Origin of the sequence: Streptomyces sp. WZ.A104, from assembly GCF_002382885.1 — a bacterium.
GTDB lineage: Bacteria > Actinomycetota > Actinomycetes > Streptomycetales > Streptomycetaceae > Streptomyces.
In genome coordinates, this window is record NZ_NWVL01000053.1 from 20,936 (window position 1) to 42,919 (window position 21,984).

The 21,984-nt window shown below is 72.3% G+C and carries 18 protein-coding genes and 1 pseudogene; 8 read left to right on the top strand and 11 right to left on the bottom strand.

The window, feature by feature from the left end:
• Positions 1 to 19 precede the first annotated feature (19 nt).
• Both uvrA and CIB93_RS25485 read right to left on the bottom strand, forming a co-directional pair.
• Positions 20 to 2,440 (bottom strand): excinuclease ABC subunit UvrA, encoded by a 2,421-nt coding sequence (uvrA, locus tag CIB93_RS25480; protein WP_096630140.1) that lies wholly within the window; start codon positions 2,438 to 2,440, stop codon positions 20 to 22.
• A gap of 237 nt (positions 2,441 to 2,677) precedes the next feature.
• On the bottom strand, positions 2,678 to 3,679 hold the full coding sequence (locus tag CIB93_RS25485) for an MsnO8 family LLM class oxidoreductase (RefSeq protein ID WP_373558804.1): 1,002 nt from the start codon (positions 3,677 to 3,679) through the stop codon (positions 2,678 to 2,680).
• A 114-nt stretch (positions 3,680 to 3,793) separates the two neighbouring features.
• Here CIB93_RS25485 and CIB93_RS25490 point away from each other — a divergent pair, with 114 nt between their 5' ends.
• Positions 3,794 to 4,282 carry a hypothetical protein gene (locus tag CIB93_RS25490; protein ID WP_096630143.1) on the top strand — a complete coding sequence of 163 codons (489 nt, stop codon included), beginning with the start codon at positions 3,794 to 3,796 and terminating at the stop codon, positions 4,280 to 4,282.
• On the opposite strand, the gene CIB93_RS25495 is transcribed toward CIB93_RS25490, so the two are convergent.
• Positions 4,283 to 4,498, bottom strand: coding sequence for a dodecin (locus tag CIB93_RS25495; protein WP_096630145.1), 216 nt, complete (start codon positions 4,496 to 4,498; stop codon positions 4,283 to 4,285).
• Between the two features lie 202 nt (positions 4,499 to 4,700).
• Here CIB93_RS25495 and CIB93_RS25500 point away from each other — a divergent pair, with 202 nt between their 5' ends.
• The 3 genes from CIB93_RS25500 to CIB93_RS25510 all read left to right on the top strand — a co-directional run bounded on the left by CIB93_RS25500 (position 4,701) and on the right by CIB93_RS25510 (position 7,892).
• Positions 4,701 to 5,954, top strand: a complete 1,254-nt coding sequence (locus CIB93_RS25500; protein ID WP_096630146.1) for an extracellular solute-binding protein — start codon at positions 4,701 to 4,703, stop codon at positions 5,952 to 5,954.
• Positions 5,955 to 6,138: 184 nt separating this feature from the next.
• The gene (locus CIB93_RS25505; RefSeq protein WP_096630148.1) at positions 6,139 to 6,969 is read left to right on the top strand and encodes a GNAT family N-acetyltransferase; all 831 of its coding nucleotides are present in this window, start codon (positions 6,139 to 6,141) and stop codon (positions 6,967 to 6,969) included.
• Positions 6,966 to 7,892: a 1-acyl-sn-glycerol-3-phosphate acyltransferase gene (locus tag CIB93_RS25510; protein WP_096630149.1), complete on the top strand. Its 927-nt coding sequence runs from the start codon at positions 6,966 to 6,968 to the stop codon at positions 7,890 to 7,892. The genes CIB93_RS25505 and CIB93_RS25510 overlap by 4 nt, the downstream gene beginning before the upstream one ends.
• Here the strand turns inward: CIB93_RS25510 and egtD are convergent.
• The 5 genes from egtD to CIB93_RS25540 form a co-directional block, all read right to left on the bottom strand.
• Positions 7,835 to 8,797 (bottom strand): L-histidine N(alpha)-methyltransferase, encoded by a 963-nt coding sequence (gene egtD / locus CIB93_RS25515; protein ID WP_096630151.1) that lies wholly within the window; start codon positions 8,795 to 8,797, stop codon positions 7,835 to 7,837. The two genes, CIB93_RS25510 and egtD, sit on opposite strands and share 58 nt — an antisense overlap.
• Complete coding sequence (gene egtC / locus CIB93_RS25520; protein WP_096630153.1) at positions 8,794 to 9,549, bottom strand: ergothioneine biosynthesis protein EgtC; 756 nt, start codon at positions 9,547 to 9,549, stop codon at positions 8,794 to 8,796. The genes egtD and egtC overlap by 4 nt, the downstream gene beginning before the upstream one ends.
• Positions 9,549 to 10,958: an ergothioneine biosynthesis protein EgtB gene (egtB, locus tag CIB93_RS25525; RefSeq protein WP_096630154.1), complete on the bottom strand. Its 1,410-nt coding sequence runs from the start codon at positions 10,956 to 10,958 to the stop codon at positions 9,549 to 9,551. The genes egtC and egtB overlap by 1 nt, the downstream gene beginning before the upstream one ends.
• Positions 10,955 to 12,364: an ergothioneine biosynthesis glutamate--cysteine ligase EgtA gene (gene egtA, locus CIB93_RS25530; RefSeq protein WP_179500244.1), complete on the bottom strand. Its 1,410-nt coding sequence runs from the start codon at positions 12,362 to 12,364 to the stop codon at positions 10,955 to 10,957. Before egtA ends, egtB begins: the two co-directional genes overlap by 4 nt.
• Before the next feature lie 224 nt (positions 12,365 to 12,588).
• Positions 12,589 to 13,056, bottom strand: a complete 468-nt coding sequence (locus CIB93_RS25540; RefSeq protein ID WP_096630156.1) for a type II toxin-antitoxin system PemK/MazF family toxin — start codon at positions 13,054 to 13,056, stop codon at positions 12,589 to 12,591.
• A 145-nt stretch (positions 13,057 to 13,201) separates the two neighbouring features.
• Between CIB93_RS25540 and CIB93_RS25545 the strand changes: the two genes are divergently transcribed.
• Together CIB93_RS25545 and CIB93_RS25550 are read left to right on the top strand one after the other, a co-directional pair.
• Complete coding sequence (locus CIB93_RS25545; RefSeq protein WP_096630157.1) at positions 13,202 to 14,224, top strand: LacI family DNA-binding transcriptional regulator; 1,023 nt, start codon at positions 13,202 to 13,204, stop codon at positions 14,222 to 14,224.
• 55 nt (positions 14,225 to 14,279) lie between these two features.
• Positions 14,280 to 14,543 carry a hypothetical protein gene (locus CIB93_RS25550; protein ID WP_096630159.1) on the top strand — a complete coding sequence of 88 codons (264 nt, stop codon included), beginning with the start codon at positions 14,280 to 14,282 and terminating at the stop codon, positions 14,541 to 14,543.
• Positions 14,544 to 14,632: 89 nt separating this feature from the next.
• On the opposite strand, the gene trxA is transcribed toward CIB93_RS25550, so the two are convergent.
• Positions 14,633 to 15,031 (bottom strand): thioredoxin, encoded by a 399-nt coding sequence (trxA, locus tag CIB93_RS25555; protein WP_096630160.1) that lies wholly within the window; start codon positions 15,029 to 15,031, stop codon positions 14,633 to 14,635.
• Positions 15,032 to 15,161: 130 nt separating this feature from the next.
• On the opposite strand from trxA, the gene CIB93_RS25560 reads away from it, so the two are divergent.
• Complete coding sequence (locus CIB93_RS25560) at positions 15,162 to 16,610, top strand: NAD(P)/FAD-dependent oxidoreductase (RefSeq protein ID WP_096630162.1); 1,449 nt, start codon at positions 15,162 to 15,164, stop codon at positions 16,608 to 16,610.
• 179 nt (positions 16,611 to 16,789) lie between these two features.
• On the opposite strand, the gene CIB93_RS25565 is transcribed toward CIB93_RS25560, so the two are convergent.
• Together CIB93_RS25565 and ddaH are read right to left on the bottom strand one after the other, a co-directional pair.
• Positions 16,790 to 18,322: a sodium:alanine symporter family protein gene (locus CIB93_RS25565; RefSeq protein ID WP_096630163.1), complete on the bottom strand. Its 1,533-nt coding sequence runs from the start codon at positions 18,320 to 18,322 to the stop codon at positions 16,790 to 16,792.
• Positions 18,323 to 19,257: 935 nt separating this feature from the next.
• Positions 19,258 to 20,106: pseudogene (gene ddaH, locus CIB93_RS25570) on the bottom strand (dimethylargininase); the annotation flags it as partial.
• Between the two features lie 213 nt (positions 20,107 to 20,319).
• Here ddaH and CIB93_RS25575 point away from each other — a divergent pair.
• Positions 20,320 to 21,888: an amidohydrolase gene (locus CIB93_RS25575; RefSeq protein WP_096630188.1), complete on the top strand. Its 1,569-nt coding sequence runs from the start codon at positions 20,320 to 20,322 to the stop codon at positions 21,886 to 21,888.
• The last annotated feature ends 96 nt before the right edge of the window (positions 21,889 to 21,984 follow it).

Below are 21,984 nucleotides of genomic sequence, written 5' to 3' on the forward strand. Positions count from 1 at the left end.
GTGCGGGAGCCGTACGGGATCAGCGCCGCAACGCCTTCGCCAGATAGGGTGCCGTACGGCTCCCCGCCGCCCGCGCCACCTCCTCCGGCGTGCCGGTCGCCACGATCCGCCCGCCCCGGTCCCCGCCCCCGGGCCCCAGATCGATGACCTGGTCCGCGCCCGCCACCACGGCCATGTCGTGCTCCACGACCACCACCGTGCTCCCCGCGTCGACGAGTCCGTGCAACTGCCGCATCAGCACCTCCACATCGGCCGGATGCAGCCCCGTCGTCGGCTCGTCCAGCAGATACAGCGTGTGCCCGCGCCGCGTGCGCTGGAGCTCGGAGGCGAGCTTGATCCGCTGCGCCTCGCCGCCGGACAGCTCGGTGGCGGGCTGCCCGAGCCGCAGATAGCCGAGCCCCACGTCCAGCAGCGTGGTCAGCGCGCGCTCGGCGGCCGGGGTCCCGGCAAAGAAGGAGGCAGCCGATTCCACGGTGAGATCAAGCACCTGAGCGATCGTCAGGCCGCGCAGGGTGATGTCCAGGGTCTCCGGGTTGTAGCGGGCGCCGTGACAGTCCGGGCAGGGCGCGTACGTGCTGGGCAGGAAGAGCAGCTCCACCGAGACGAACCCCTCGCCCTGGCAGGTCTCGCACCGCCCGCCGCTCACGTTGAACGAGAACCGCCCCGCCGTGTAGCCCCGCTCCCGTGCCGTCCGAGTCCGCGCGAACAGCTTCCGTACCGTGTCGAAGAGCCCGGTGTACGTGGCCAGGTTGGACCGGGGCGTCCGGCCGATGGGCTTCTGGTCGACCTGGACGAGCCGGTCCACGGCCTCAAGTCCGGTCGCGGAAGCGCAGTACTGCACGCCCGCCCCGGCCTCCTCGCCCGACTGCCGGTCCGCGAGCACCCCGGCGAGGACCTGGCCGACGAGGGTCGACTTGCCCGACCCCGACACCCCGGTCACCGCCGTGAACACCCCGAGCGGGAAGGCCGCGTCGACCCCGCGCACGTTGTGCCGCTCCACGCCGGACAGCCGCAGCCACCCGGAGGGCCTGCGCGGCTCCCGTACGGCTGACGGCTCGTCGCCCTCGCGGAACAGGAACCGCCGCGTCGCCGACTCCGGTACCTCCGCCAGCCCCTCGGGCGGCCCGCTGTGCAGCACCCGCCCGCCGTGTTCCCCGGCCAGCGGCCCCACGTCCACCAGCCAGTCCGCCCGCCGCACCACGTCCATCTGGTGCTCCACCACGAACACCGAGTTCCCGGCCTCCTTGAGCCGACCGAGCACCGCGAGCAGGGACTCCGTGTCGGCGGGGTGCAGTCCGGCCGACGGCTCGTCCAGGACATAGACGACACCGAAGAGTCCGGAGCGCAACTGCGTGGCCAGCCGCAGCCGTTGCAGCTCACCCGAGGAGAGTGTCGGAGCGGTGCGGTCCAGGCTCAGATAGCCGAGCCCCAGCTCGGTCACCGTCCCGATCCGGGCCAGCAGATCCCCGGTCAGCACCCGCGCGGTCTCCTCGCCGCCCGCACCGGCCGCCGAGAGCGCGTTGGCCAGGTCGGACAGGGGCAGGGCGGCCAGCTCCGCGATGGTCCGCCCGGCGAACGTCACCGCCATCGCCTCCGGCCGCAGCCTGCTCCCGCCGCACGCCGGGCACGGCACACTGGTCAGGAAGCGTTCCGCCTTCGCCCGCAGGGTGCGGCTCTTGGTGTCGGCGAAGGTGTGCAGCACATAGCGCCGGGCGCTCATATACGTTCCCTGGTAAGGGCGTTGGATGCGGCCCGCGTCCCGCACCGGGTGGACCGTCACCACCGGCTGCTCGTCGGTGAACAGAATCCACTCCCGGTCCTTCGCGTCCAGCTCGCGCCACGGCCGGTCGACGTCGTACCCCAGGGCGTCCAGCACATCCCGCAGATTCTTCCCCTGCCAGGCACCCGGCCAGGCGGCGATCGCCCCGTCCCGGATCGACCGCGAGGGGTCCGGTACGAGCAGCTCCTCGTCCGTCCGGTGGATGCGCCCCAGTCCGTGGCACTCGGGGCATGCCCCGGCCGCCGTATTGGGGGAGAAGGCGTCGGAGTCGAGGCGTTCGGCGCCCGCCGGATAGTCCCCGGCCCGGGAGTACAGCATCCGCAGCGAGTTGGAGAGCGTGGTGACCGTCCCCACCGACGACCGGGCCCCGGGCGCGGAGCGCCGCTGCTCCAGGGAGACGGCGGGCGGCAGCCCGGTGATCTCCCCGACGGCGGGCGCGCCCACCTGGTGGATGAGCCGCCGCGCGTAGGGTGCGACCGACTCGAAGTAGCGGCGCTGGGCCTCGGCGTAGATGGTCCCGAACGCCAGCGAGGACTTCCCCGACCCCGAGACCCCGGTGAAGACCGTGAGGGTGTCGCGCGGGATGTCGACATGCACGTCCTGGAGGTTGTGCTCGCGCGCGCCGCGCACCCGGACGTACGGATCGTGGGGGGAGTGCATGGGGATGGGCTCCGTACGGGGGTGGGGGAGGGGGCGGCGGCCAGAAGGGGCAAACGGTTCGATTCTAGGCGCGGCGGGCTGTGCGAGCCGGTCGGGGCGGCTCGCGACCCGGACCGCCGCCGCTGCTCGACTGCTCGCGCCGGTGCGCGACCCGTGAACGGGTGGCCGCCCACCGGCGGCAGGCCGCGGAACGGGAAGCGGGGGCTGACCTGAGCACCGCCCTGTGACGCGGCCCGCTCAGCCGCTCTGCCGTACGATTCCGGCCAGTCGCCGCAGCGAGTCCGCCAGTGCCTCGCGGTCGTACGTGCTGGTCGTCACGAGCACCTCGTCCGCCCCGGTCTCCTTGATCGCTGTCTCCAGTTGCTCGGTCACCTGCTCCTCGGTGCCGTGGATGTGCCCGTCGAGCCCCCGCTCGTACAGCTGACGCTCCTTGGCCGTCATCGTGCGGCCCTCGATCTCCTCGGCGGGGGCCAGCGGGGGGAAGCTGCCGTGGGTGCGGGCGTACGCCATGGCCCAGGCCTCCGGGACCAGCAGGCGCCGGGCCGCCTCCTCGGTGGCGGCGACGGCCACCGTGCCGGAGACGATCACCTCGGGGCGCTCGGCGCGGGCCGAGGGGCGGAAGTCCTTGCGGTACACCTCGATGGCGCGCAGCACCTTCCCCCGGCCGCGCAGATCGCCGATGACGAGGGGGAGTCCGGCTGCGGCCGCGACCGCCGCGCCCTCGCCTATGGCCAGGACATACGCGGGGATGCGCAGCCCCTCCGCCGGGCGGGCGTGCACCTGGGGATGGGCGCGCTGGGTGCCGTCGATCCAGCCGAGCAGTTCGGCGAGGCGTCCGGGGAAGTCCTCCGCGGCCTCCTTGCCGTGGCCGAGTGCCCGGCGGACGCCGTCGGTGAAGCCCACGGAACGGCCGAGCCCCATGTCGATCCGGCCGGGGAAGAGGGCGGCGAGCACCCCGAACTGCTCGGCCACGACGAGTGGTTGGTGGTTGGGGAGCATCACGCCGCCGGTGCCGACCCGGATGGTGGAGGTCGCGGCGGCCACGGCGGCGGCCAGGACCGTCGGCGCCGACCCCGCGACGCCCGGCACGCTGTGGTGCTCGGAGACCCAGAAGCGGTGGTAGCCCAGCGCCTCCACCTCCCGCGCCAGCGTCACGGTGTCGCGCAGCGCCTGGGGGCCGTCGTGCCCCTCGCGGGTGCGGGAGCGGTCCAGGAAGGAAAACCGGGTGGAGGCGATCACAGAGCTCACACCCTCTATCAACGTCCCGCACCGGTGAGGATTCCCGCGGCCCGAACAGAGGACAGGGTCACGGCCTCACGGGCGGCCGGTGCCGGGGCTTCCTAAGCTGGCCGGGTGAACAACGACGCCCGGCCGCTGGCCGTATTCGACCTCGACGGCACGCTCGCCGACACAGCCCACCGGCAGCACTTCCTGGAAGGCGCGAGCCGGGACTGGTCCGGCTTCTTCGCGGCGGCTCCCGCCGACCCGCCGCTCGCCGAGGGCGTACGGATGGTGCTCGCGAGCGCCGATGAGTGCGAGATCGTCTACCTGACGGGACGCCCCGAGCGGTGCCGCAAGGACACCGTGCGCTGGCTGAGCCGCCAGGGCCTGCCCGAGGGCACCCTGTTCATGCGGCGCAACGACGACCGGCGCCCCGCGCGCCGCACGAAGCTGGAGATCCTTCAGAGGCTCGGCCGCTCGCGGGACGTGCGTGTGCTCGTGGACGACGACGAGCTGGTGTGCGACGCGGCGGAAGTGGCCGGTTTTGCCGTGGTGCGGGCCCGGTGGGCCGAACCGTCGGAGGCGCTCAAGGCTGCGCAGGAGCGCGACGGGCGCACCTGATCAGGTGTTCTCGTCGAGCCGGAAACCCACCTTCAGGCCGACTTGATAGTGCGCGATCCGGCCATCCTCGATATGGCCGCGAACTTGATTAATCTCGAACCAGTCGAGATTGTGCAACGTTTCCGCGGCTCTTGCGATGCCGTTCTTGATCGCCGCGTCGATGCCCTCCTGGGAGGTTCCTACGATCTCGGTGACCCGATACGTGTGATTCGCCATTGTTTGTCTCCTCTCCTGTGACCACGTTGCCTCAAACCGAGGTGTCCCGCGAGGGGGCGGTCGAGGTGGGGCGGGGTGAGCGCGCGCCTTGACCTACTCATTGGTCCATACCAAAATTCAGCCAAACACCCGTGCGAGCGCCGCCCGCAATCCCCCACACCGGGTCCTGATTTCGTCGTGCCGTTTTGCAGAAGGTGACCACGTGAAGAACCGCATACTCGCCGGAGCCGTAGCGCTCGTGTCGTCCGTAGCGCTCGGCGGATGCGGCTACTTGCCGGGTTCGGGTGGCGGAGACCGCACGGTCACGATCTGGCTGATGAAGAACAGCGCCTCGCCCGGCTTCCTGGACAAGTTCACCCGCTCGTACGAGGAGGAGAACCCCTCGATCGAGCTGGAATTCAAGATCCAGGAGTGGGGCGGCATCGGCCCCAAGGTCCTTGCCGCACTGGAGAGCGACGACGCCCCGGACGTGATCGAAGTCGGAAACACGCAGGTCGCGCAGTACGCGGAGAGCGGCGGCCTGCGTGATCTCACCCTGGAGTCGATGCGGGACCTCGGCAGCGAGGACTGGCTGCCCGGCCTCGCCCAGCCCGGCAGCATCAACGGCGTGCAGTACGGCATTCCCTGGTACGCGGCCAACCGGGTGGTGATCTACAACAAGGAGATCTTCAAGGAGGCGGGCATCGACTCCGCCCCGAAGACCCGCGCCCAGTGGATCGCCGACACCGAGAAGCTCAACACCCAAGGCAACCAGGGCATGTACCTGGCCGGTCAGAACTGGTACGTGCTCGCCGGGTTCGTCTGGGACGAGGGCGGTGAACTCGCCGCCGACGACGGCGGCGACTGGCAGGGCACCCTGGACAGTGAAGAAGCCCTCGCGGGCATGGAGTTCTACAAGGAACTCCAGGCGCTCGGTGACGGCCCGACCGACGCCGACGAGGAGAAGCCCCCGCAGAACGACGTATTCGCCAAGGGGGACGTCGCCCAGATCATCTCGATGCCCGGAAGCGCCGCGCTCATCGAGCAGAAGAATCCCGAACTCAAGGGAAAGATCGGCTACTTCCCCATTCCCGGAAAGACCGCGAAGGCCCCCGGCTCCGTATTCACCGGCGGCTCGGATCTCATCGTGCCGAAGAAGGCCGACGAGCGTGCTGCGGGCATCGCCGTCGTCAAGGCGCTGGCGGGCGAGAAGTGGCAGACGGAGCTCGCCCGGAGCATGAGTTACGTCCCCAACAAGCCGAGCCTCGCCCATGTCATCGAGGGCGACGAGGGCACCGCGGCGATGGCGCAGGGAGCCACCGAGGGCCGCGCCACCCCCAACTCCCCGCAGTGGGCCCGGGTGGAGGCGGAGAACCCGATCAAGCCGTACATGACGGCGGTGCTCCAGGGCGGCGACCCGAAGAGGGAGGCCCGGATCGCCTCCGAGCGCATCACCGCGATGCTCGCGGGCAGCTGATCGACCGGGGGCGGGCGTCCCCGGGGGACCGGTCGGCGTCCCCGCGGATTCAACCGTCGCACATCCCCGCTCCCCACAGCGGTCACGTCGAATCCAGCCGGTGACGGAAGAAGTAAGGGGCCGGGCCGTCGCACTCCGCGGCGACCCGGCGGCATCCCCCGCCGATCCGTCCCCGGAGACCGCCATGACCGTGCTGCCCACCGCCCCGCACGCCCCGCTGCCCGGCGCCACCACCCCCGCCCCGGCGTCACCCCCTGCCCAGGCCCCGGCCGGCGAGGCTGAACCCGCCTACCGGGTCTCTCTCGCCACCTGCCAGGAAGACATACGCGACGCCCAGCGCCTGCGCCACCTCGTGTTCGCCGGGGAGCTCGGTGCACGGCTGGACGGGCCCGAACCCGGTCTGGACAGCGACGCCTTCGACGGGTACTGCGACCACCTGCTGGTCCGCGAGACCGCCACCGGGGACGTCGTCGCCACCTACCGACTGCTGCCCCCGGACCGTGCCCGCATCGCCGGACGCCTCTACGCGGAAAGCGAGTTCGACCTCACCCGGCTCGCCCCGATCCGCGACGACCTCGTCGAGGTCGGCCGCTCCTGCGTCCACCCGGCCCACCGCGACGGCGCGGTCATCGCCCTCGTCTGGGCCGGACTCGCCCGCTACATGGAACGCACCGGACACAACTGGCTCGCGGGCTGCTGCTCCCTGCCACTGGCCGACGGCGGCACGCTCGCCGCCCGCAGCTGGAACACCGTACGCGAAGCGCACCTCGCGCCCGAGGAGCACTGGGTCACCCCGCACCGCCTCTGGGACGCCTCCGGTCACGGTCAGGCCACCGGCTCCCGGGCGGACCTGCCGCCCCTGCTGCGCGGCTACCTCCGGCTCGGTGCCTGGGTCTGCGGAGCCCCGGCGTACGACCCCGACTTCAACGTCGCCGACCTGTACGTCCTGCTCTCGCTGCGCCGGACCGACCCCCGCTACCTCCGCCACTTCCGCTCGCTGGCCCCGCTGCGATGAGCGCCTGCCCCGACCCGGCGTGCGCCCGCCCCGCCACCACGAACCCCTGGCTGCCCGTCGCCCCGTGCACCCCGCACGGCTGCGCCCGGCACACCGGAGCCGTACGCGCCCCGCTGCCCGCCGCACTCCTGCTGCTGACCGGCGGCGCCTTGGTCCTGCTGGGGGTGGCCTGCGCCCCGCTCGCCGCGCTGCTCCCGGCCGCCCCGCGCGACCGGCTGATACGGCGCTGGGCGGACGCCGTACCGCGTGCCTTCGGCGTACGGGTCACGGTGCGCGGCCGTCCCGAGGGGCGTTCCACCACCGGCGAACTGGTCGTCGCCAACCACATCTCCTGGCTGGACATCCCGATCGTCACCGCCGTCCTGCCCGGGCGGATGCTCGCCAAGAGCGAGATCGGGCGCTGGCCCGTCCTCGGCCCGCTCGCCGCGCTCGGCGGCACCCTGTTCATCGAGCGCGACCGGCTGCGCACCCTGCCCGCAGCCGTACGGACCCTCACCGGTGCCCTGCGCTCCGGCTCCCGGGTCGTGGTCTTCCCCGAGGGCAGCACCTGGTGCGGAAGGGGCGGAGGCGTGTTCCGGCCCGCCGTGTTCCAGGCGGCGATCGACGCGGGCGCGACCGTACGGCCCGTACGCATCACCTACCGCGCCGCCGGGCCCTCCGGCCCGCCCGCGGGCGCCGTCGCGTTCGTCGGGGACGACCCGCTCGCCGCCTCCCTGTGGCGGGTGGTGCGGGCCGCCGGGCTCACCGCCGAGGTCGACGTCCTCGCGCCGATCCCCGCAGACGGTGAGCCCGGTCGCCGCGCCCTGGCCGACCGGACGCGGGCGGCCGTGTTCGAGCGGCCGGGCTCACCGGCCCGATCCGGTCGTCAGACGGCCGTCGCCAGCGACAGGGCGAACCGGCCCGCCGCATCCGTCCACCACTGAGACAGCCGCAGTCCGGCCGCCGCCAGCTCCTCGCGCACGTCCTCCCGCCGGAATTTCGCCGACACCTCCGTACGCAGCTCCTCACCGGCCTCGAACGGCACCACCAGGTCCAGTTCCCGGATCTTCACGCTCAGCGCCCGCCGGGCGCGCAGCCGCATCTCGACCCACCGGCTCTCCGCGTTCCACACGGCGACGTGCTCGAACTCTCCCAGCGGGAAATCGGCCCCCAGCTCACGGTTGACGACGCTCAGCACGTTCTTGTTGAAGGCCGCCGTCACCCCGGCCGCGTCGTCGTACGCGGCCACCAGCGTCTCCTTCTCCTTCACCAGGTCCGTGCCCAGCAGCAGGGCGTCGCCGGGGGAGAGCAGCGAACGCACCGAGTGCAGGAACGTCGCCCGCTCCTCCGGCAGCAGATTGCCGATCGTGCCGCCCAGGAACACCACCAGCCGGGGCCCCGGAGTTCCCGGCAGGGCCAGACCGCCGGTGAAGTCGGCGATCAGCGCGTGCACGTGCAGCTCCGGATGCTCGGCGAGCAGCGACTCGGCCGCGCCCCTCAGTGCGCTCTCGCTCACATCCACCGGGACGTAACTGTGCAACTGGGGCAGGGCGTCCAGGAGGTGGCGGGTCTTCTCGGACGACCCCGAGCCCAGCTCGATCACCGTCCGAGCCCCCGAGACCGCGGCGATCTCCTCGGCCCGCTCCTCCAGGATCTCCCGCTCCGCGCGGGTCGGGTAGTACTCGGGCAGCCGGGTGATCTCCTCGAACAGCTCACTGCCGCGCGCGTCGTAGAACCACTTCGGCGGCAGCGTCTTGGGGTGCCGGGTCAGGCCGCTGAGGACGTCGGCGCGCAGCGCCGCGTCCGTAGCGTCCACCGGCAGGGTGCGGGTCAGCAGGAAGGGACTCACGCGGGGGGCTCCTTGAGCGGGGTGAGCAGGACGTCTGCGGAGGTCGCGACCAACAGGGTGCGGTCGGGGACCTCGCGCCAGAGGGGGTCGTCGTCGTACGGCTCCGAGGCCACCGCCGTGGAGCGGCCCGGCACCGTGCGGTACCAGAGGGTGTCGCCCCAGGCGGTCGCGGTGATGGTGGCCCCGTCGGTGAGGAGCAGGTTCAGCCGCGAGCCGGGGGCGGTGGCCGCGACCTCGCGGACGGTCTCCGCGACCGCGCGCGGCACCTCGTCCCCGGCCTCGGCCCGGTGCCGGATCAGCGCCCAGATCAGCGCGGAGTCGTTGCGGGCCGCCAGGGACAGCAGTCTCTCGGCGGGCAGGGCGGCGGCCAGCGGGGCGAGCGATCCGGGCCAGCCCCGCACGGCCCCGTTGTGGCTGAACAGCAGCTGCCCGGCGGCGTACGGCGCGGCCGCCGCCTCCCCGTCCGCCCCCGCCTCGGTGGCGTCCCGTACGGCGGCCAGCAGCGCGGTGCTGCGGACCACCCGGGCCAGATCGGTGAAGGTCTCGTCGCCCCATACGGGCCCCTGGCGCCGGTAGCGTCCGGGCACCGGGTCGCCGTCCGCGTACCAGCCGACGCCGAACCCGTCCGCGTTGACCGTGCCGTACCGCTGGCGGCGCGGCTCCCAGGACTGCCGCACCAAGCAGTGCGGGGGCTTGAGCAGGATGTCCCCGAGCGCCACCGGCTCCCCCACGTAAGCGATGTGACGGCACATCAGGCATCCCTCGCCGTGCGGAACCCGGAGAAGATCTGCCGCCGCACCGGGAGGTCCCAGTTGCGGAACGTGCCCCGGCAGGCGACCCGGTCCACGGCGAACGAACCGCCGCGCAGCACCTTGTGGGCCGGGCCGAAGAACACCTCCGAATACTCGCGGTAGGGGAACGCCATGAACCCCGGGTAGGGCAGGAAGTCGCTTGACGTCCACTCCCACACGTCGCCCATCAACTGCCCCGCACCGGAGGGCGACCGGCCCTGCGGATACGCCCCGGCCCGCGCCGGACGCAGATGGCGCTGCCCCAGATTGGCCCGCTCCGGCGTCGGATCCTCGTCGCCCCACGGATAGCGCCGGGAGCGGCCGGAGGCGGGGTCGTGCCGGGCGGCCTTCTCCCACTCGGTCTCCGTGGGCAGCCGCCGCCCCGCCCAGCGGGCGTACGCGTCCGCCTCGTACCAGCTCACGTGCAGCACCGGCTCGTCGTCCGGCACCGGCTCGGTCACCCCGAACCGCCGACGCAGCCACTGCCCGGCCTCCCGGTGCCAGAACAGTGGCGCGGCCAGGCCGTGTTCGCGGACCATGGCCCACCCCTCGGGAGCCCACCAGCGCTCGTCCCGGTAGCCGCCGTCCTCGATGAAGCGGACGTAGGCGCCACAGGTGACCGGGGCGGTGTCCAGGCGGAAGGCCGCCACATCGCGGCGGTGCGCGGGCCGCTCGTTGTCCAGGGCCCACGGCTCGGCCGAGGTCCCCATGGTGAACGGGCCCGCCGGTACGAGGACTTCGTCGGGAAGTGCCACGGCCCCGACCGGCTCCGGCGGCGGGGGAGCGGCCAGCACCGCCGGACCTGATCGCAGCTGATGGGTGATCAGCATCGTCTCGTCATGCTGCTGTTCATGCTGGGCGATCATCCCGAAGGCGAACCCGGCCCGCTCCAGCGGACGTCCTCCCTCGTGCAGCGGTGCGCCCTCCAGCAGCTCCAACGCCCGGCCCCGGACGTCGGAGGCGTATGTCCGTGCCTCGGCGGGAGCCAGCAGCGGCAGCGAGGGGCGGGAGGCGCGGGAGTGCTCGAAGGCGTTGTACAGCCCGTCGATCTCCGGGCGCAGAGCGTCCCGGCCGCCGACGGCGCGCAGCAGCCACTGCTCCTCCTGGTTGCCGATGTGCGCCAGGTCCCAGACCAGTGGCGACATCAACGGGGAGTGCTGGGCAATCAGTTCGCCGTCGTCCACGCTGTCGGTGAGCAGCGCGGTGCGTTCGCGCGCGGTCAGCAGCGCGTCGAGGGCGCGTTGCCGCAGGGCTTCGGGGTCGGTGCCGGGGGCGACGGGGAAGCCGGTGGCGGCGGGCCCGGCGGACCGGGCCGGATCGAAGGCATCGGAGTGCTGACGCCGCTCGGTGCGGTCGCAGTGCCCGGTCATGCGGAGGCCGCCTTTCCGGAGTGCGGCGGGAGATCCGAGTGCGGCGGCCCGGCGACGGAGCCGGGAGCGGTGCGCGCGGGCCCGTCCGGCGGGTCGGCCGACGCCCCGGTGCCGGTCAGCAGGCGCGGATCGGTGAGGCCGCCCGGATCAGTCAGGTCATCGGCCGGACAACGCCCACGGGCCACATAGCGGTCGGTGAAGTCGGCCACGCAATCCCGTACCGCCTGGCTCGCGCCCATCCGCTCCAGCGCCGGCAGAGCGGCCGAGAAGCAGCCGGTGGCCGCGGCCCGCAACTCCGGGTCGGCGAGGCCGTCGCGGGCGGCCGCCGTCCAGAGCGGATTGCGCGGAGGAGCGGCCGTCCCCGCCGTCTCGGCCAGCGGCTTCACAGCGCGGTACACGGTCTCGGCGGCCTCCGGGTCGTCGAACAGGGCCGTGGCGACGGCGAGCGGTACCAGCCACCCGTCGGGGCCGTTCTGCGCGTCGATCATGCGCAGCTCCAGGTGACCGCGCGGCCGGATCGGCGGAAACAGCGTCGTGAGGTGATAGTCGAGATCGGCCCGGACCGGCGGGCGGGGCGCCCCGGTGCGGATCCACTCGCGGAAGGTCAGCCCCTCCGGCACCTCCCACGGGCCCGCTTCACACCGGATGCACATCACCGCGGCGTCCAGGACGTGCGCGGCCCAGGCCTCGCGCGGAGCGTGCCCACCGTCCGGCGCCAGCGCCCGGCCCGGGTCCAGCTCGGCCCACAGCGCCTGCCGGGTGGAACGCCACCCGGTACGGCGGCCCTGCTGGAACGGCGAGTTGGCGAACGCCGCCACCAGCACCGCGCCCAGCAGATGCGCGAGCTGCCAGCGCCGCCCGTACCCCAGCGGCCCCGGCTCCTCCTCGCCCGCGTCCAGACAGACCTGGACCGAGGCGGAGGTGCACATCATGGCCCGCCCGGCGGGCCCCGAACGGTCGAGCGCGGCCTCCATAGCCTCGTAGCGCGGCTCCCGCAGTCTGCGGCGAGGCGGCTGCCACGGGTCGACGCCAAGACCGACCGGCGCGAGCCCCGCCGCGCCCAGCGAGGCGCGGACGGCCGCCAGATCCGCGGCGGTGGTCTCGACGCACTCCATCAGGGAGCCGGCCGGCTGCGAGCTGAGCTCCAGCTGACCGCCCGGCTCGAAGGTCAGCGCCGCGCTGAGCGGCAGCGCCCGGACCGCCTCGACGGCGCTGTCCAGCCGCTCCTGGCCGACCGGGAGGTCAGGATGTTCCCGGTCGTGAATGAGCCATTCGAGTTCCACCCCGACGGTGCGGGGCGGGCCCGTCTTGAAGCATATGCCGCGCAGTAAATCCTCTGCCCCGGTCTCGTCGAGGGGGGCGGCGGCCGGGCGCGAGCCGGTTGCGCCGGGAATGTCCGGAGCCATGAGGGGCCTCCTTCTCAGCTGTCTGCCTACCACCCAAACCCGTACGCGGAGATCGCACAAGAGTGCCCCCGAGCCAGGGGAATACGGTTGCGCCCAGGCCGGGGTCACCATCAGCATGCACCGGATGCACCACACGGGGGAGCGCGCGTGGGCGCGCCGCCGCACGGCATCGCACGGGAGACGAAAGCGGTGGCCGAGGCCGGTCGCTATCGCAAGGCGGCAGGTCAGTTCCAGCCGTACCGCTCCCGCAGACGCCCGGTGACCCGGTCGAAGCGGTCGCGGTCCAGGGCGCAGGCCTCCCGGCGCATCCCGTCCTCGTGGACCCGCAGCACCCGGTCCAGATCCACCCAGGACGGCCGCCCCGAACTGTCCCAGGGGCCCGCACCCAGAGCCACCCACTCGTGGTCCCGGTCGTGCTGCTTGCTGGAGAGCTGCACGGCGAGCAGCGTGCCCGCCTCCTCCCGGGCGACGACGAGCACCGGCCGGTCCTTGCCGCGCCCGTCGTTCTCCTCGTACGGCACCCAGGTCCAGACGATCTCGCCGGGGTCGGGATCGCCGTCGCGGTCGGGGGCGTAGGAGGTGCGTACGGGACCGACGTCCTCGGGATCGGCCTGCAACGTGGCAGTCGGGCCGCTGCTGCCGGGGACGTCGAAGGGATTGCCGGAACGGTACGCGCTGTCATGGAACGTCATCGCAACACCGTAGAACCTCCGGTGCCCGTTCCCGGGAGCGGGGCTTCGGACCACGACCGCGGGGCGTTGTTCCGGCCATCGCGGCCGGGCAGGCGGCACCCGGGCCGGGACCCGGCCCCACGGGTCTGGAAGACTGCCGGACGCCATGAGCCAGTTACCCAATCAGCCCGCCGAAGTCTCCGTTCCGACCAGCGCCGATGTCGCGCGCCTCGCCGGAGTGTCCCGGGCCACCGTGTCGTACGTACTGAACAACAACGCCACCGTCCGGATCAGCGAACCCACCCGACGCCGGGTCAGGGAGGCCGCCGGCCAGCTCGGTTACGTCCCGCACGCCGCTGCCCGCAGCCTGCGCGCCGGACACAGCCGCATGGTCCTGCTGCCCTCCGGCCACATACCGGCAGGACCGCTGCACCACTACTTCTTCGAGGAACTCCAGTCGGGGCTGCGCCGACTGGACTACACCGTCGTCCAGTACGGCAGCGTCGGCCTCACCGCCGACGAAGCGGCCACGGCCTGGGCCGAACTGCGGCCCGTCGCCGTCGTCGTACCACCGGGCATCGCCCTCACCTCGCACGGCACGGGCATCCTCACTCGCTCCGGCGCCAAAGCGGTGATCACCCTCGGCCCCGAACCGGTGGCCGGAGCACACGGCCTGGTCATGGACCAACGGCGGGTCGGCGCCAGCGCCGTGGAACACCTGCTGGCCCGCGGCCGCCGCCACATCGGCGTCGTCATGCCCGGGGAACCGGGCCGCTCACCGTTCTCCGAACCCCGCCTCGCCGGGGCCCGGCGCGCCGCGGAGGCGGCCGGGGCCCGAATCCGGCCGCTCCCGCTGCGCTACGAGGAGGACTCGGCGGCCCGGCTAGCCGCCCGCTGGGAGCGGCTCGGTCTGGACGCCGTGTTCGCGTACAACGACGAGTACGCCATGCTGCTGATGCGGGCCCTCCAGGACGCGGGGATCTCCGTGCCCGCCGACACGGCGGTGATCGGGGCGGACGACTCCCTCATCGGCAGGCTGCTGCGCCCCCGGCTCAGCACGGTCCGCATGGAACTCGCCATGCCGCAGCCGCTCGCCGAGACCATCGACCGCATGGTTCAGCACCCGGGCGGGCCACCGGTCCGCCACGACCTGCTGCGCACCGCCGCCGTGCACCGCGAATCCAGCTGACCGCCCGCGGTGCGACGACATGCGGGGCGCACGGCGGATGTCTAGCGTCGGAGGCATGAGCCATCCGCAGAGTTACGAGCTGCTCCTGATCCCCGACCACAGCAGGACCCGGACGGGGGCCCCGGGGCGGCCGATCCGGTCCGCGGTGGTGGCCGCCACTGGCGAGACCGGGGCGTCGGGCTACCCCCGGTATGTGGGGGAGGGCATGGAGGCGGACATCGACCCGGAGACCCGGACGGTGGAGGCGGTGCTGATCGACGGCGAGGAACTGGACTACGGGATGTCGGTGCGCGTCGCGGAGGGCGAGGGCCCGGCATGACCGAGGGGCCCTGACCGGTACCACCGCGTCCGCGACGATGACGGTGTCGGTCAGGGCCCCTCGCCCGCTGCCGTGCGCCGGACGGCCGGCTACTGGGGCTCCGGCTGCCCCTGCCCGGCCTCGGCCGCCCGCTTCTGCTCCTCGACGGACTTGCGGACCTCGTCCATGTCCAGATTCCGGGCCTGCCCGATGACGTCCTCCAGGGCCGCCTCGGGCAGCGCACCCGGCTGCGCGAAGACTGCCACGTTGTCGCGGACGATCATCAGCGTCGGGATGGACCGGATCTCGAAGGCCGCCGCCAGCTCCTGCTGCGCCTCCGTGTCGACCTTGGCGAAGACCAGGTCGGGGTGGCGCTCGGAGGCCGAGTCGTAGACCGGCGCGAACTGTCGGCAGGGGCCGCACCAGGAAGCCCAGAAGTCGATCAGGACGAAGTCGTTGTCACTCACGACCTGATCGAAGTTTTCCTTGGTGAGCTCTACGGTGCTCATGCTTGGGATACCTCTTCCTGTGCCCGCCCGTGGGGTCCTGTCGGGGCCTGTCCGGCACAACAGTGACTGCGCTTGCGCTATTCCGCCTGCCCATGTGGCCGGGGCGCACACCCGCGACGACACTGTTTCCATGACTGACGCAGGGAAGATCCCCGAGTACTCCCCGTACGACGTAGTGGTCGTCGGTGCCGGTCCGGTGGGGGAGAACGTGGCCGACCGGGCCCGCGCCGCCGGACTCTCCACGGCGGTGGTGGAGTCCGAGCTCATCGGAGGCGAGTGCTCCTACTGGGCCTGCATGCCGAGCAAGGCGCTGCTGCGCCCCGTCGTGGCCCGCGCCGACGCCCGCCGTGTCCCCGGACTGAGCGCGGCCGTGCAGGGCCCCCTGGACGTGCGGGCGGTCCTCGCCCACCGGGACGACGAGGCGAGCCACTGGAAGGACGACGGTCAGCTCGCCTGGCTGGAGGACATCGGAGCGGACGTCTTCCGCGGTACGGGACGGCTCACCGGCCCCCGTGAGGTCTCCGTCACCACCGCCGACGGCACCGGGCACCGGCTCACCGCCCGGCACGCCGTCGCCGTCTGCACCGGCACCCGGGCCGTCGTCCCCGACCTCCCCGGCGTCGCCGACGCCCGCCCGTGGACCAGCCGCGAGGCCACCAGCGCCAAGGAGGCACCCGGGCGGCTCGTGATCGTCGGCGGGGGAGTCGTGGGCGTGGAGATGGCGACCGTCTGGCAGGCGCTGGGCTCCGAGGTGACGCTGCTGATCCGGGGCAAGGGCCTGCTCCCGAAGATGGAGCCCTTCGCGGGCCAGCTGGTGGCCGAGGCGCTGACGGAGGCCGGTGCCACGATCCGTACCGGCGTCTCCGTCACCGCCGTGCACCGCCCCGCACCGGACGGCCCCGTCACCGTGGAGCTGGACGACGGCGGCCGGGTCGAGGCCGACGAGATCCTCTTCGCCACCGGCCGGGCCCCGCGCACGGACGACCTGGGCCTGGAGACGATCGGCCTGGAACCCGGCTCCTGGCTCACCGTGGACGACAGCTGCCGCGTCGAGGGCACGGACTGGCTGTACGCGGTCGGGGACGTCAACCACCGCGCACTGCTCACCCACCAGGGCAAGTACCAGGCCCGCATCGCGGGCGCCGCGATCGCCGCCCGAGCCCAGCGGGTCCCCCTCCTCGAAACCGACCGCTGGGGCGCCCACGCGGCCACCGCCGACCATGCCGCCGTCCCCCAGGTCGTCTTCACCGATCCCGAGGCCGCATCCGTGGGCCTCACCCTCGCCGAGGCCGAACGCACCGGCCACCGCGTCCGCGCCGTCGACCACGACCTCGCCGCCGTGGCGGGCTCCGGCCTCTACGCCGACGGCTACCGGGGCCGCGCCCGGATGATCGTGGACCTGGACCGCGAGATCCTGCTCGGCGTCACCTTCGTCGGCCCTGGCATCGGGGAGCTCCTGCACTCGGCGACGGTCGCGGTCGCGGGCGAGGTCCCCATCGACCGCCTGTGGCACGCGGTTCCCGCGTACCCGACGATCAGTGAGGTGTGGCTGCGGCTGCTGGAGGCGTATCGGGGCTGAGGGCCTGCATCCTGCCGGGCGCGGCCTCGTACGACGCGTACGCAAGGCTCCGGCGTCGCCCGCCCCCGTCTCGCCTACGGTACGGCGGGACCTCGGCTCACCCGACGGAGAGGGCCCCGGCGTTCACGCCGGGGCCCTCTCCGTGTGCGGGCACCGTGACCGGTGCGCCGGAGTCCTTGTCAGACGTTCACCTTCGTCTGCTCCTCGGCATCGTCCCCGCCCGTTCCGCCGGTGTTCCGGGTGCGGACGTACTCAAGGAACTTGTCGAGTTCGCGCTTGACGAGGGGGGCGAGCAGGTAGAGGCCGACGATGTTGATGACGGCGAGGGTGAAGAGCACCGCGTCGGCGAGGTCGATGAGGGTCTGCAGGGTGAGCAGGGACCCGGCGACGGCGAACAGGGTGTAGAGGATCTTGTAGATGGTCTCGCTGGTGCGGCTGCGGCCGAAGAGGTACGTCCAGGACTTGAGGCCGTAGTAGCCCCAGGTGAGGACCGTGGAGATCGCGAAGAGGATCACTGCGACGGTCAGGACGTACGGGAACCAGGGCAGCACGGTGGCGAAGGCGTCCGAGGTGATCGTCACGCCGCCGATGGACTCTCCGCCGCGGGCCTCGCCCCAGCTGGCGGGGTTGGCGATGACGATGGTCAGCGCCGTCATGGTGCAGATGACGACCGTGTCGATGAACGGCTCCAGCAGGGCGACCAGGCCCTCACTGGCGGGGTGCTTGGTCTTGACCGCGGAGTGGGCGATCGGCGCGGAGCCGAGACCGGCCTCGTTGGAGAACGCGGCCCGCTTGAACCCGATGATCAGTGCGCCGAGCACACCGCCCGCGACGCCCTCGGGGTTGAACGCGCCCTCGATGATCGTGCTGATCGCGGCGGGCACCGCGGTGACGTTGACGAGGATGACGACGAGGCAGGCGGCGATGTAGATGCCGGCCATCGCGGGGATGAGCCGGCTGGTGACCTGGGCGATGGAGCGGATGCCGCCGAGCAGGACGATGCCGACGAGGGCGGCGATGAGGATGCCGAAGAAGAGCGCCCCGCCGGAGGAGCCCATCGCGCCGCTCTCGCCGCCGGTGACGGAGACGAGCTGCGCGTAGGACTGGTTGACCTGGAAGAGGTTGCCGCCGAAGAGCCCGAAGAACAGGATCATGATCGAGGCGAGGACGGCGAGGGCCTTGCCGAGGGTCTTGCCGTTGTTGCCGAAGCGCTCGGCCAGCCCCTTGGGCAGGTAGTACATCGGCCCGCCGGAGACGGTGCCGTCGGCGTGGACCTCGCGGTACTTCACGCCGAGGGTGACCTCGACGAACTTGGTGGCCATACCGAGGAGACCGCAGAGGATCATCCAGAACGTGGCTCCGGCGCCGCCGATGGAGACGGCGACGGCCACACCGGCGATGTTGCCGAGGCCGACCGTGCCGGAGACCGCGGCGGTCAGCGCCTGGAAGTGGTTGACCTCGCCCGCCGAGTCCTTGTCGTCGTACTTGCCGCGCACCACGTCGACCGCGAGGCGGAACTTGCGTACCTGGACGAACCCGAACCAGCCGGTGAAGACCAGACCCGCCACCACCAGCCAGGTGACGATGAGCGGCACCTCCGCCCCGGCGATGGTCACGGAGTAGAAGACGATCCCGCCCAGCCAGTCGGCTATGGGCTCGAAGAACCCGCTGACGGATTCGTCGATGTTCTGGGTGATGGAGTCGAGTGTCACGTGGGCTACCTCGATGACGCAGGGCCGGCAGAGGGTTCTGTGCCGGTGGGTGTGCGGTGGGGGGATGCACGAACGTCGTTGTCCGGTGGGGGTGCGAGAAGCCGCGTGGGTACGCGGACCGCGGTCGCTCCGGTCGTGGTCCGGCTGGCTACCGGTCGTTCACAGCGGCGGCTGTTCCGCCTGCGGAGTGGGGAATTTTTACCACGCCCCTTACAGAACGTTTAGTGACATGGGTCACATAGCTGACAATCTCCCGCTCCGCCATGGGGCGGGTGACCGGATCGTTATCCGCCATCGGAAGTCTGTTTATCGGACACCTATCGGACGTCTCTCATTTGAGTGGTGAGGTGTCACTCAGGGTCACGCTTGGCTCGCCTCGCGACGGCGGGCCGTGGTGCGGTCGCCCGGCGACACGGCTGCGCGGGGCATCAGCCGGTCGGCCCGTCGTGTCCCGCGGGCGGGACGGGTCCTGCGGCCGGGCGGCGACGCGTGCTGGGGCGGCTTCTTCTCAAGGGCATGGTGAAACCTCTGAAGTGCTCACGGGGCAGGAGAAGGCGGTTGCCCTCTCCTGCGCCGACCAGGCTTCCCGGCACACCGGCGCCCCGAGGCGCGTGCGCACATCGTAGTGGCGACTCTCCGGTAGCACACGGGGCCGGACGTGACCGTGTCCGCCGCGCGGGACTCCGGCGATGCCGGGCTCGTGGCCCGCGGATGCCAAGCTCCGAGACGGAGGGTGCCCGGCGTGCTCATGTTGGCCCGTCGGGCCCGGTTCGGATTCAGCATCCTCGGTGATCCAGGGCCTCCGTCGGTCCTCCCTGTGACAGTCGCGGGCCTCTGCCCGGAGCGGGCGAGGGGTCCGGCCGGCCGTCACAGGCAGGGGCCGTGGTGCGGACCGGTGGGCCCGGATTCGTGTTTACCGGATCAGTGGACCCGGATCAGTGGGCCCGGCGGAGCTCCAGCGTGCAGCACTTCACGCTGCCGCCCGCCTTGAGGAGCTCCGAGAGGTCCACGCCGATCGGGTTGAAGCCCCGGTCGCGGAGCTGGTCGGCCAGGCCGGTCGCGTTCTGTGGGAGTACCACGTTGTGGCCGTCCGACGTCGCGTTCAGCCCGAACGCCGCGGCGTCGGCGGCGGAGGCGAGGACCGCGTCCGGGAACAGGCGCTCCAGCACGGCCCGGCTGCCGGGGGAGAAGGCGCCCGGGTAGTAGGCGACCGTGTTCTCGTCGAGCACCGTCAGGGCGGTGTCCAGGTGGTAGTAGTCGGGGTCGACGAGCTGCAGTCCGATCACCGGACGTCCGAAGAACTCCTGCGCCTCGTCGTGGGAGCGCGGGTCGCTGCGGAAGCCGGTGCCCGCCAACAGCCAGTTCCCGGCGGGGAGATAGTCGCCCTCCCCCTCGTTGGTGAAGGCGGCCGTGCGCAGCTCCGGAAAGCCGTTGTCGCGCAGCCAGTCGTGGTAGGCCGGACCTTCCGCTATGCGTTCGGCGTCACGGAACCGGGCCACGAGGGCCCGGCCCGCGATGACGGTCGCGCCGTTGGCGGCGAAGACCATGTCGGGAAGGCCGGGGACGGGGTCGATCGTGTCGACGGTGTGCCCGAGGTTCAGGTAGACCTCGCGCAGCCGCTCCCACTGGGCGATGGCCAGTGGGGTGTCGACGGGCTTCGTCGGGTCCATCCAGGGGTTGATGGAGTAGACCACGTCGAAGTGGGTGGGCCGGCACATGAGGTAGCGCCGGGCACGTGCGGTACGCATGGGTGGGTCCCGATCGTCAGGGGCGGTCGGTGAGGCAGCCGCTCATCGAGGTGAAGTGCTCGGTCCGGGAGGGCTTGGGCGATCAATTGGCGCCTCAGTAAAGCAAGGCTTACCTAACAACACAACGGCCGTTAATGGCCAAGGCTGTTGACACCGAGGGGCGGGCCACTGTCCACTCCATCCCGTCGGCAGATGGGGGAGTCGGGGGTGCGGATCGCCGTCCCCGGACCCGCGAGGGACGGACCGGTCATGCTCTGTACGAGGCTGACGAACGCTCACATCCTCACGATGGACCCGGGTCACCCGGTCGCCCACGACCTCGGCATCTGGCGGGGGCGGATCGTCGGCGTGGGCGAGGCGGTGACCTCCCTGCCCGCCCGCGAGATCCTCGACCTCGGAGGCGCCACCGTACTGCCCGGCTTTATCGACAGCCATGTCCACCTGGCCTGGGCCGGGTTGAAGGCCGGGACACCGAGCGTCGCACCGTGCGAGCGGGTCGAGGACATCCTCGCCGTGGTGGACGCGGCCGCCCGCCGTCCGGCGCCGTCCGGCGCCTGGGTGGAGCTCGCCGGGTACGACCAGCGGGCGCTGGGCCGCCACCTCACCGCCGCCGAACTGGACCGGGTCAGCCACGGTCGCAAGGTCTTCCTGATGCACGACTCCGGGCACGCCTGTGTGGTCAACACCGCCGTGCTGGAGCTGCTGCCGGCCGAGATCCCGCACGAGCAGGGTTTCCTCGCCGAGAGCGCCATGACCGCCGCCCGCAGGCTGCGGCTGCCCTACTCGCAGGAGGAGCTGGCCGACGCGATCGAGGTGGCCGCCCGCGGCTGTCTCGACGAGGGCGTCACGGCCTGCGCCGAGGCGGGTATCGGCGGCGGCCTCCTCGGCCACAGCCCCGTCGAACTCGGCGCCTACCAACTGCTGCGGGACCGGGGCCGCCTGCCCCTGCGGGTCCAGCTCATGGCCTCCGGCGACACTCTGCGGCCGCGCGCCGCGCACGCCGACGACGGCTTCATCCGGGCCCTGGACCTCGGCCTGCGCACCGGGTTCGGTGACGACTGGCTGTCGCTGGGCGCGCTCAAGATCTACACCGACGGCGGGATGATGGCGCGTACGGCCGCGCTGACCTCCCCGTACGAGGGCACGGCCGGCGACACCGGCCGGTTCCAGGACGACCCCGAGCGCCTCGCCGCCCTCATCGTCGACGGGCACCTCGCCGGATGGCAGCTCGCCGTCCACGCCATCGGTGACCGCGCCGCCGACCTGGCCCTGGACGCCCTGGAGCGGGCCCAGAAACTGCGGCCCCGGCCGGACGCCCGCCACCGTATCGAGCACGCGGGGCTGATCCGGCCCGACCAGCTGCCCCGCTTCGCAGCCCTCGGCGTGAGCGCTGTGATCCAGCCCAACTTCCTGCGCTCCTTCGGTGACGACTACGCGACGGTGATGGGGGAGGAGCGGTCCGGCTGGATGTACCGGGGCCGGGGCTTCCTGGATCACGGGGTCGCCCTGGTCGGCAGCTCCGACCGGCCCGTCACGGACGGCTCACCGCTGCGGGCGATCCAGTTCATGGTCGAACGCACCTCCGCCTCGGGCCGCCTCATAGGCCCCGGCGAGGCCGTCACCGTCGACGAGGCGCTGCGCGCCTACACGGTCGCCGGAGCCCGTGCCTGCCACTGGGAGCGCACGGCGGGCGCTCTGACCCCCGGCAGCCGCGCCGACCTGGTGGTCCTGGGTGACGACCCGCGCCGGGTGGACCCCTCGCGGATCGGGGCCATCGAGATCCTGAGGACCTTCGTGGACGGGGTGCAGGCCTCCTGAGTCTGCCCCCCCCGGCCGGCCCGTGGTGCGACCACCGGGCGACTTCAACTCCTGCCGCGGCAAATCCACTTGGGGTTGACGGCGCACTGCCCCCTG

Excerpts from the sequence above, each read along its gene's own strand:
- uvrA (WP_096630140.1), bottom strand. The coding sequence starts at position 2,440 with ATGCACTCCCCCCACGATCCGTACGTCCGGGTGCGCGGCGCGCGCGAG.
- CIB93_RS25495 (WP_096630145.1), bottom strand. The coding sequence starts at position 4,498 with ATGGCGAATCACACGTATCGGGTCACCGAGATCGTAGGAACCTCCCAG.
- CIB93_RS25505 (WP_096630148.1), top strand. The coding sequence starts at position 6,139 with ATGACCGTGCTGCCCACCGCCCCGCACGCCCCGCTGCCCGGCGCCACC.
- CIB93_RS25510 (WP_096630149.1), top strand. The coding sequence starts at position 6,966 with ATGAGCGCCTGCCCCGACCCGGCGTGCGCCCGCCCCGCCACCACGAAC.
- egtC (WP_096630153.1), bottom strand. The coding sequence starts at position 9,549 with ATGTGCCGTCACATCGCTTACGTGGGGGAGCCGGTGGCGCTCGGGGAC.
- egtB (WP_096630154.1), bottom strand. The coding sequence starts at position 10,958 with ATGACCGGGCACTGCGACCGCACCGAGCGGCGTCAGCACTCCGATGCC.
- egtA (WP_179500244.1), bottom strand. The coding sequence starts at position 12,364 with ATGGCTCCGGACATTCCCGGCGCAACCGGCTCGCGCCCGGCCGCCGCC.
- CIB93_RS25540 (WP_096630156.1), bottom strand. The coding sequence starts at position 13,056 with ATGACGTTCCATGACAGCGCGTACCGTTCCGGCAATCCCTTCGACGTC.
- CIB93_RS25545 (WP_096630157.1), top strand. The coding sequence starts at position 13,202 with ATGAGCCAGTTACCCAATCAGCCCGCCGAAGTCTCCGTTCCGACCAGC.
- CIB93_RS25550 (WP_096630159.1), top strand. The coding sequence starts at position 14,280 with ATGAGCCATCCGCAGAGTTACGAGCTGCTCCTGATCCCCGACCACAGC.
- trxA (WP_096630160.1), bottom strand. The coding sequence starts at position 15,031 with ATGAGCACCGTAGAGCTCACCAAGGAAAACTTCGATCAGGTCGTGAGT.
- CIB93_RS25560 (WP_096630162.1), top strand. The coding sequence starts at position 15,162 with ATGACTGACGCAGGGAAGATCCCCGAGTACTCCCCGTACGACGTAGTG.
- CIB93_RS25575 (WP_096630188.1), top strand. The coding sequence starts at position 20,320 with ATGCTCTGTACGAGGCTGACGAACGCTCACATCCTCACGATGGACCCG.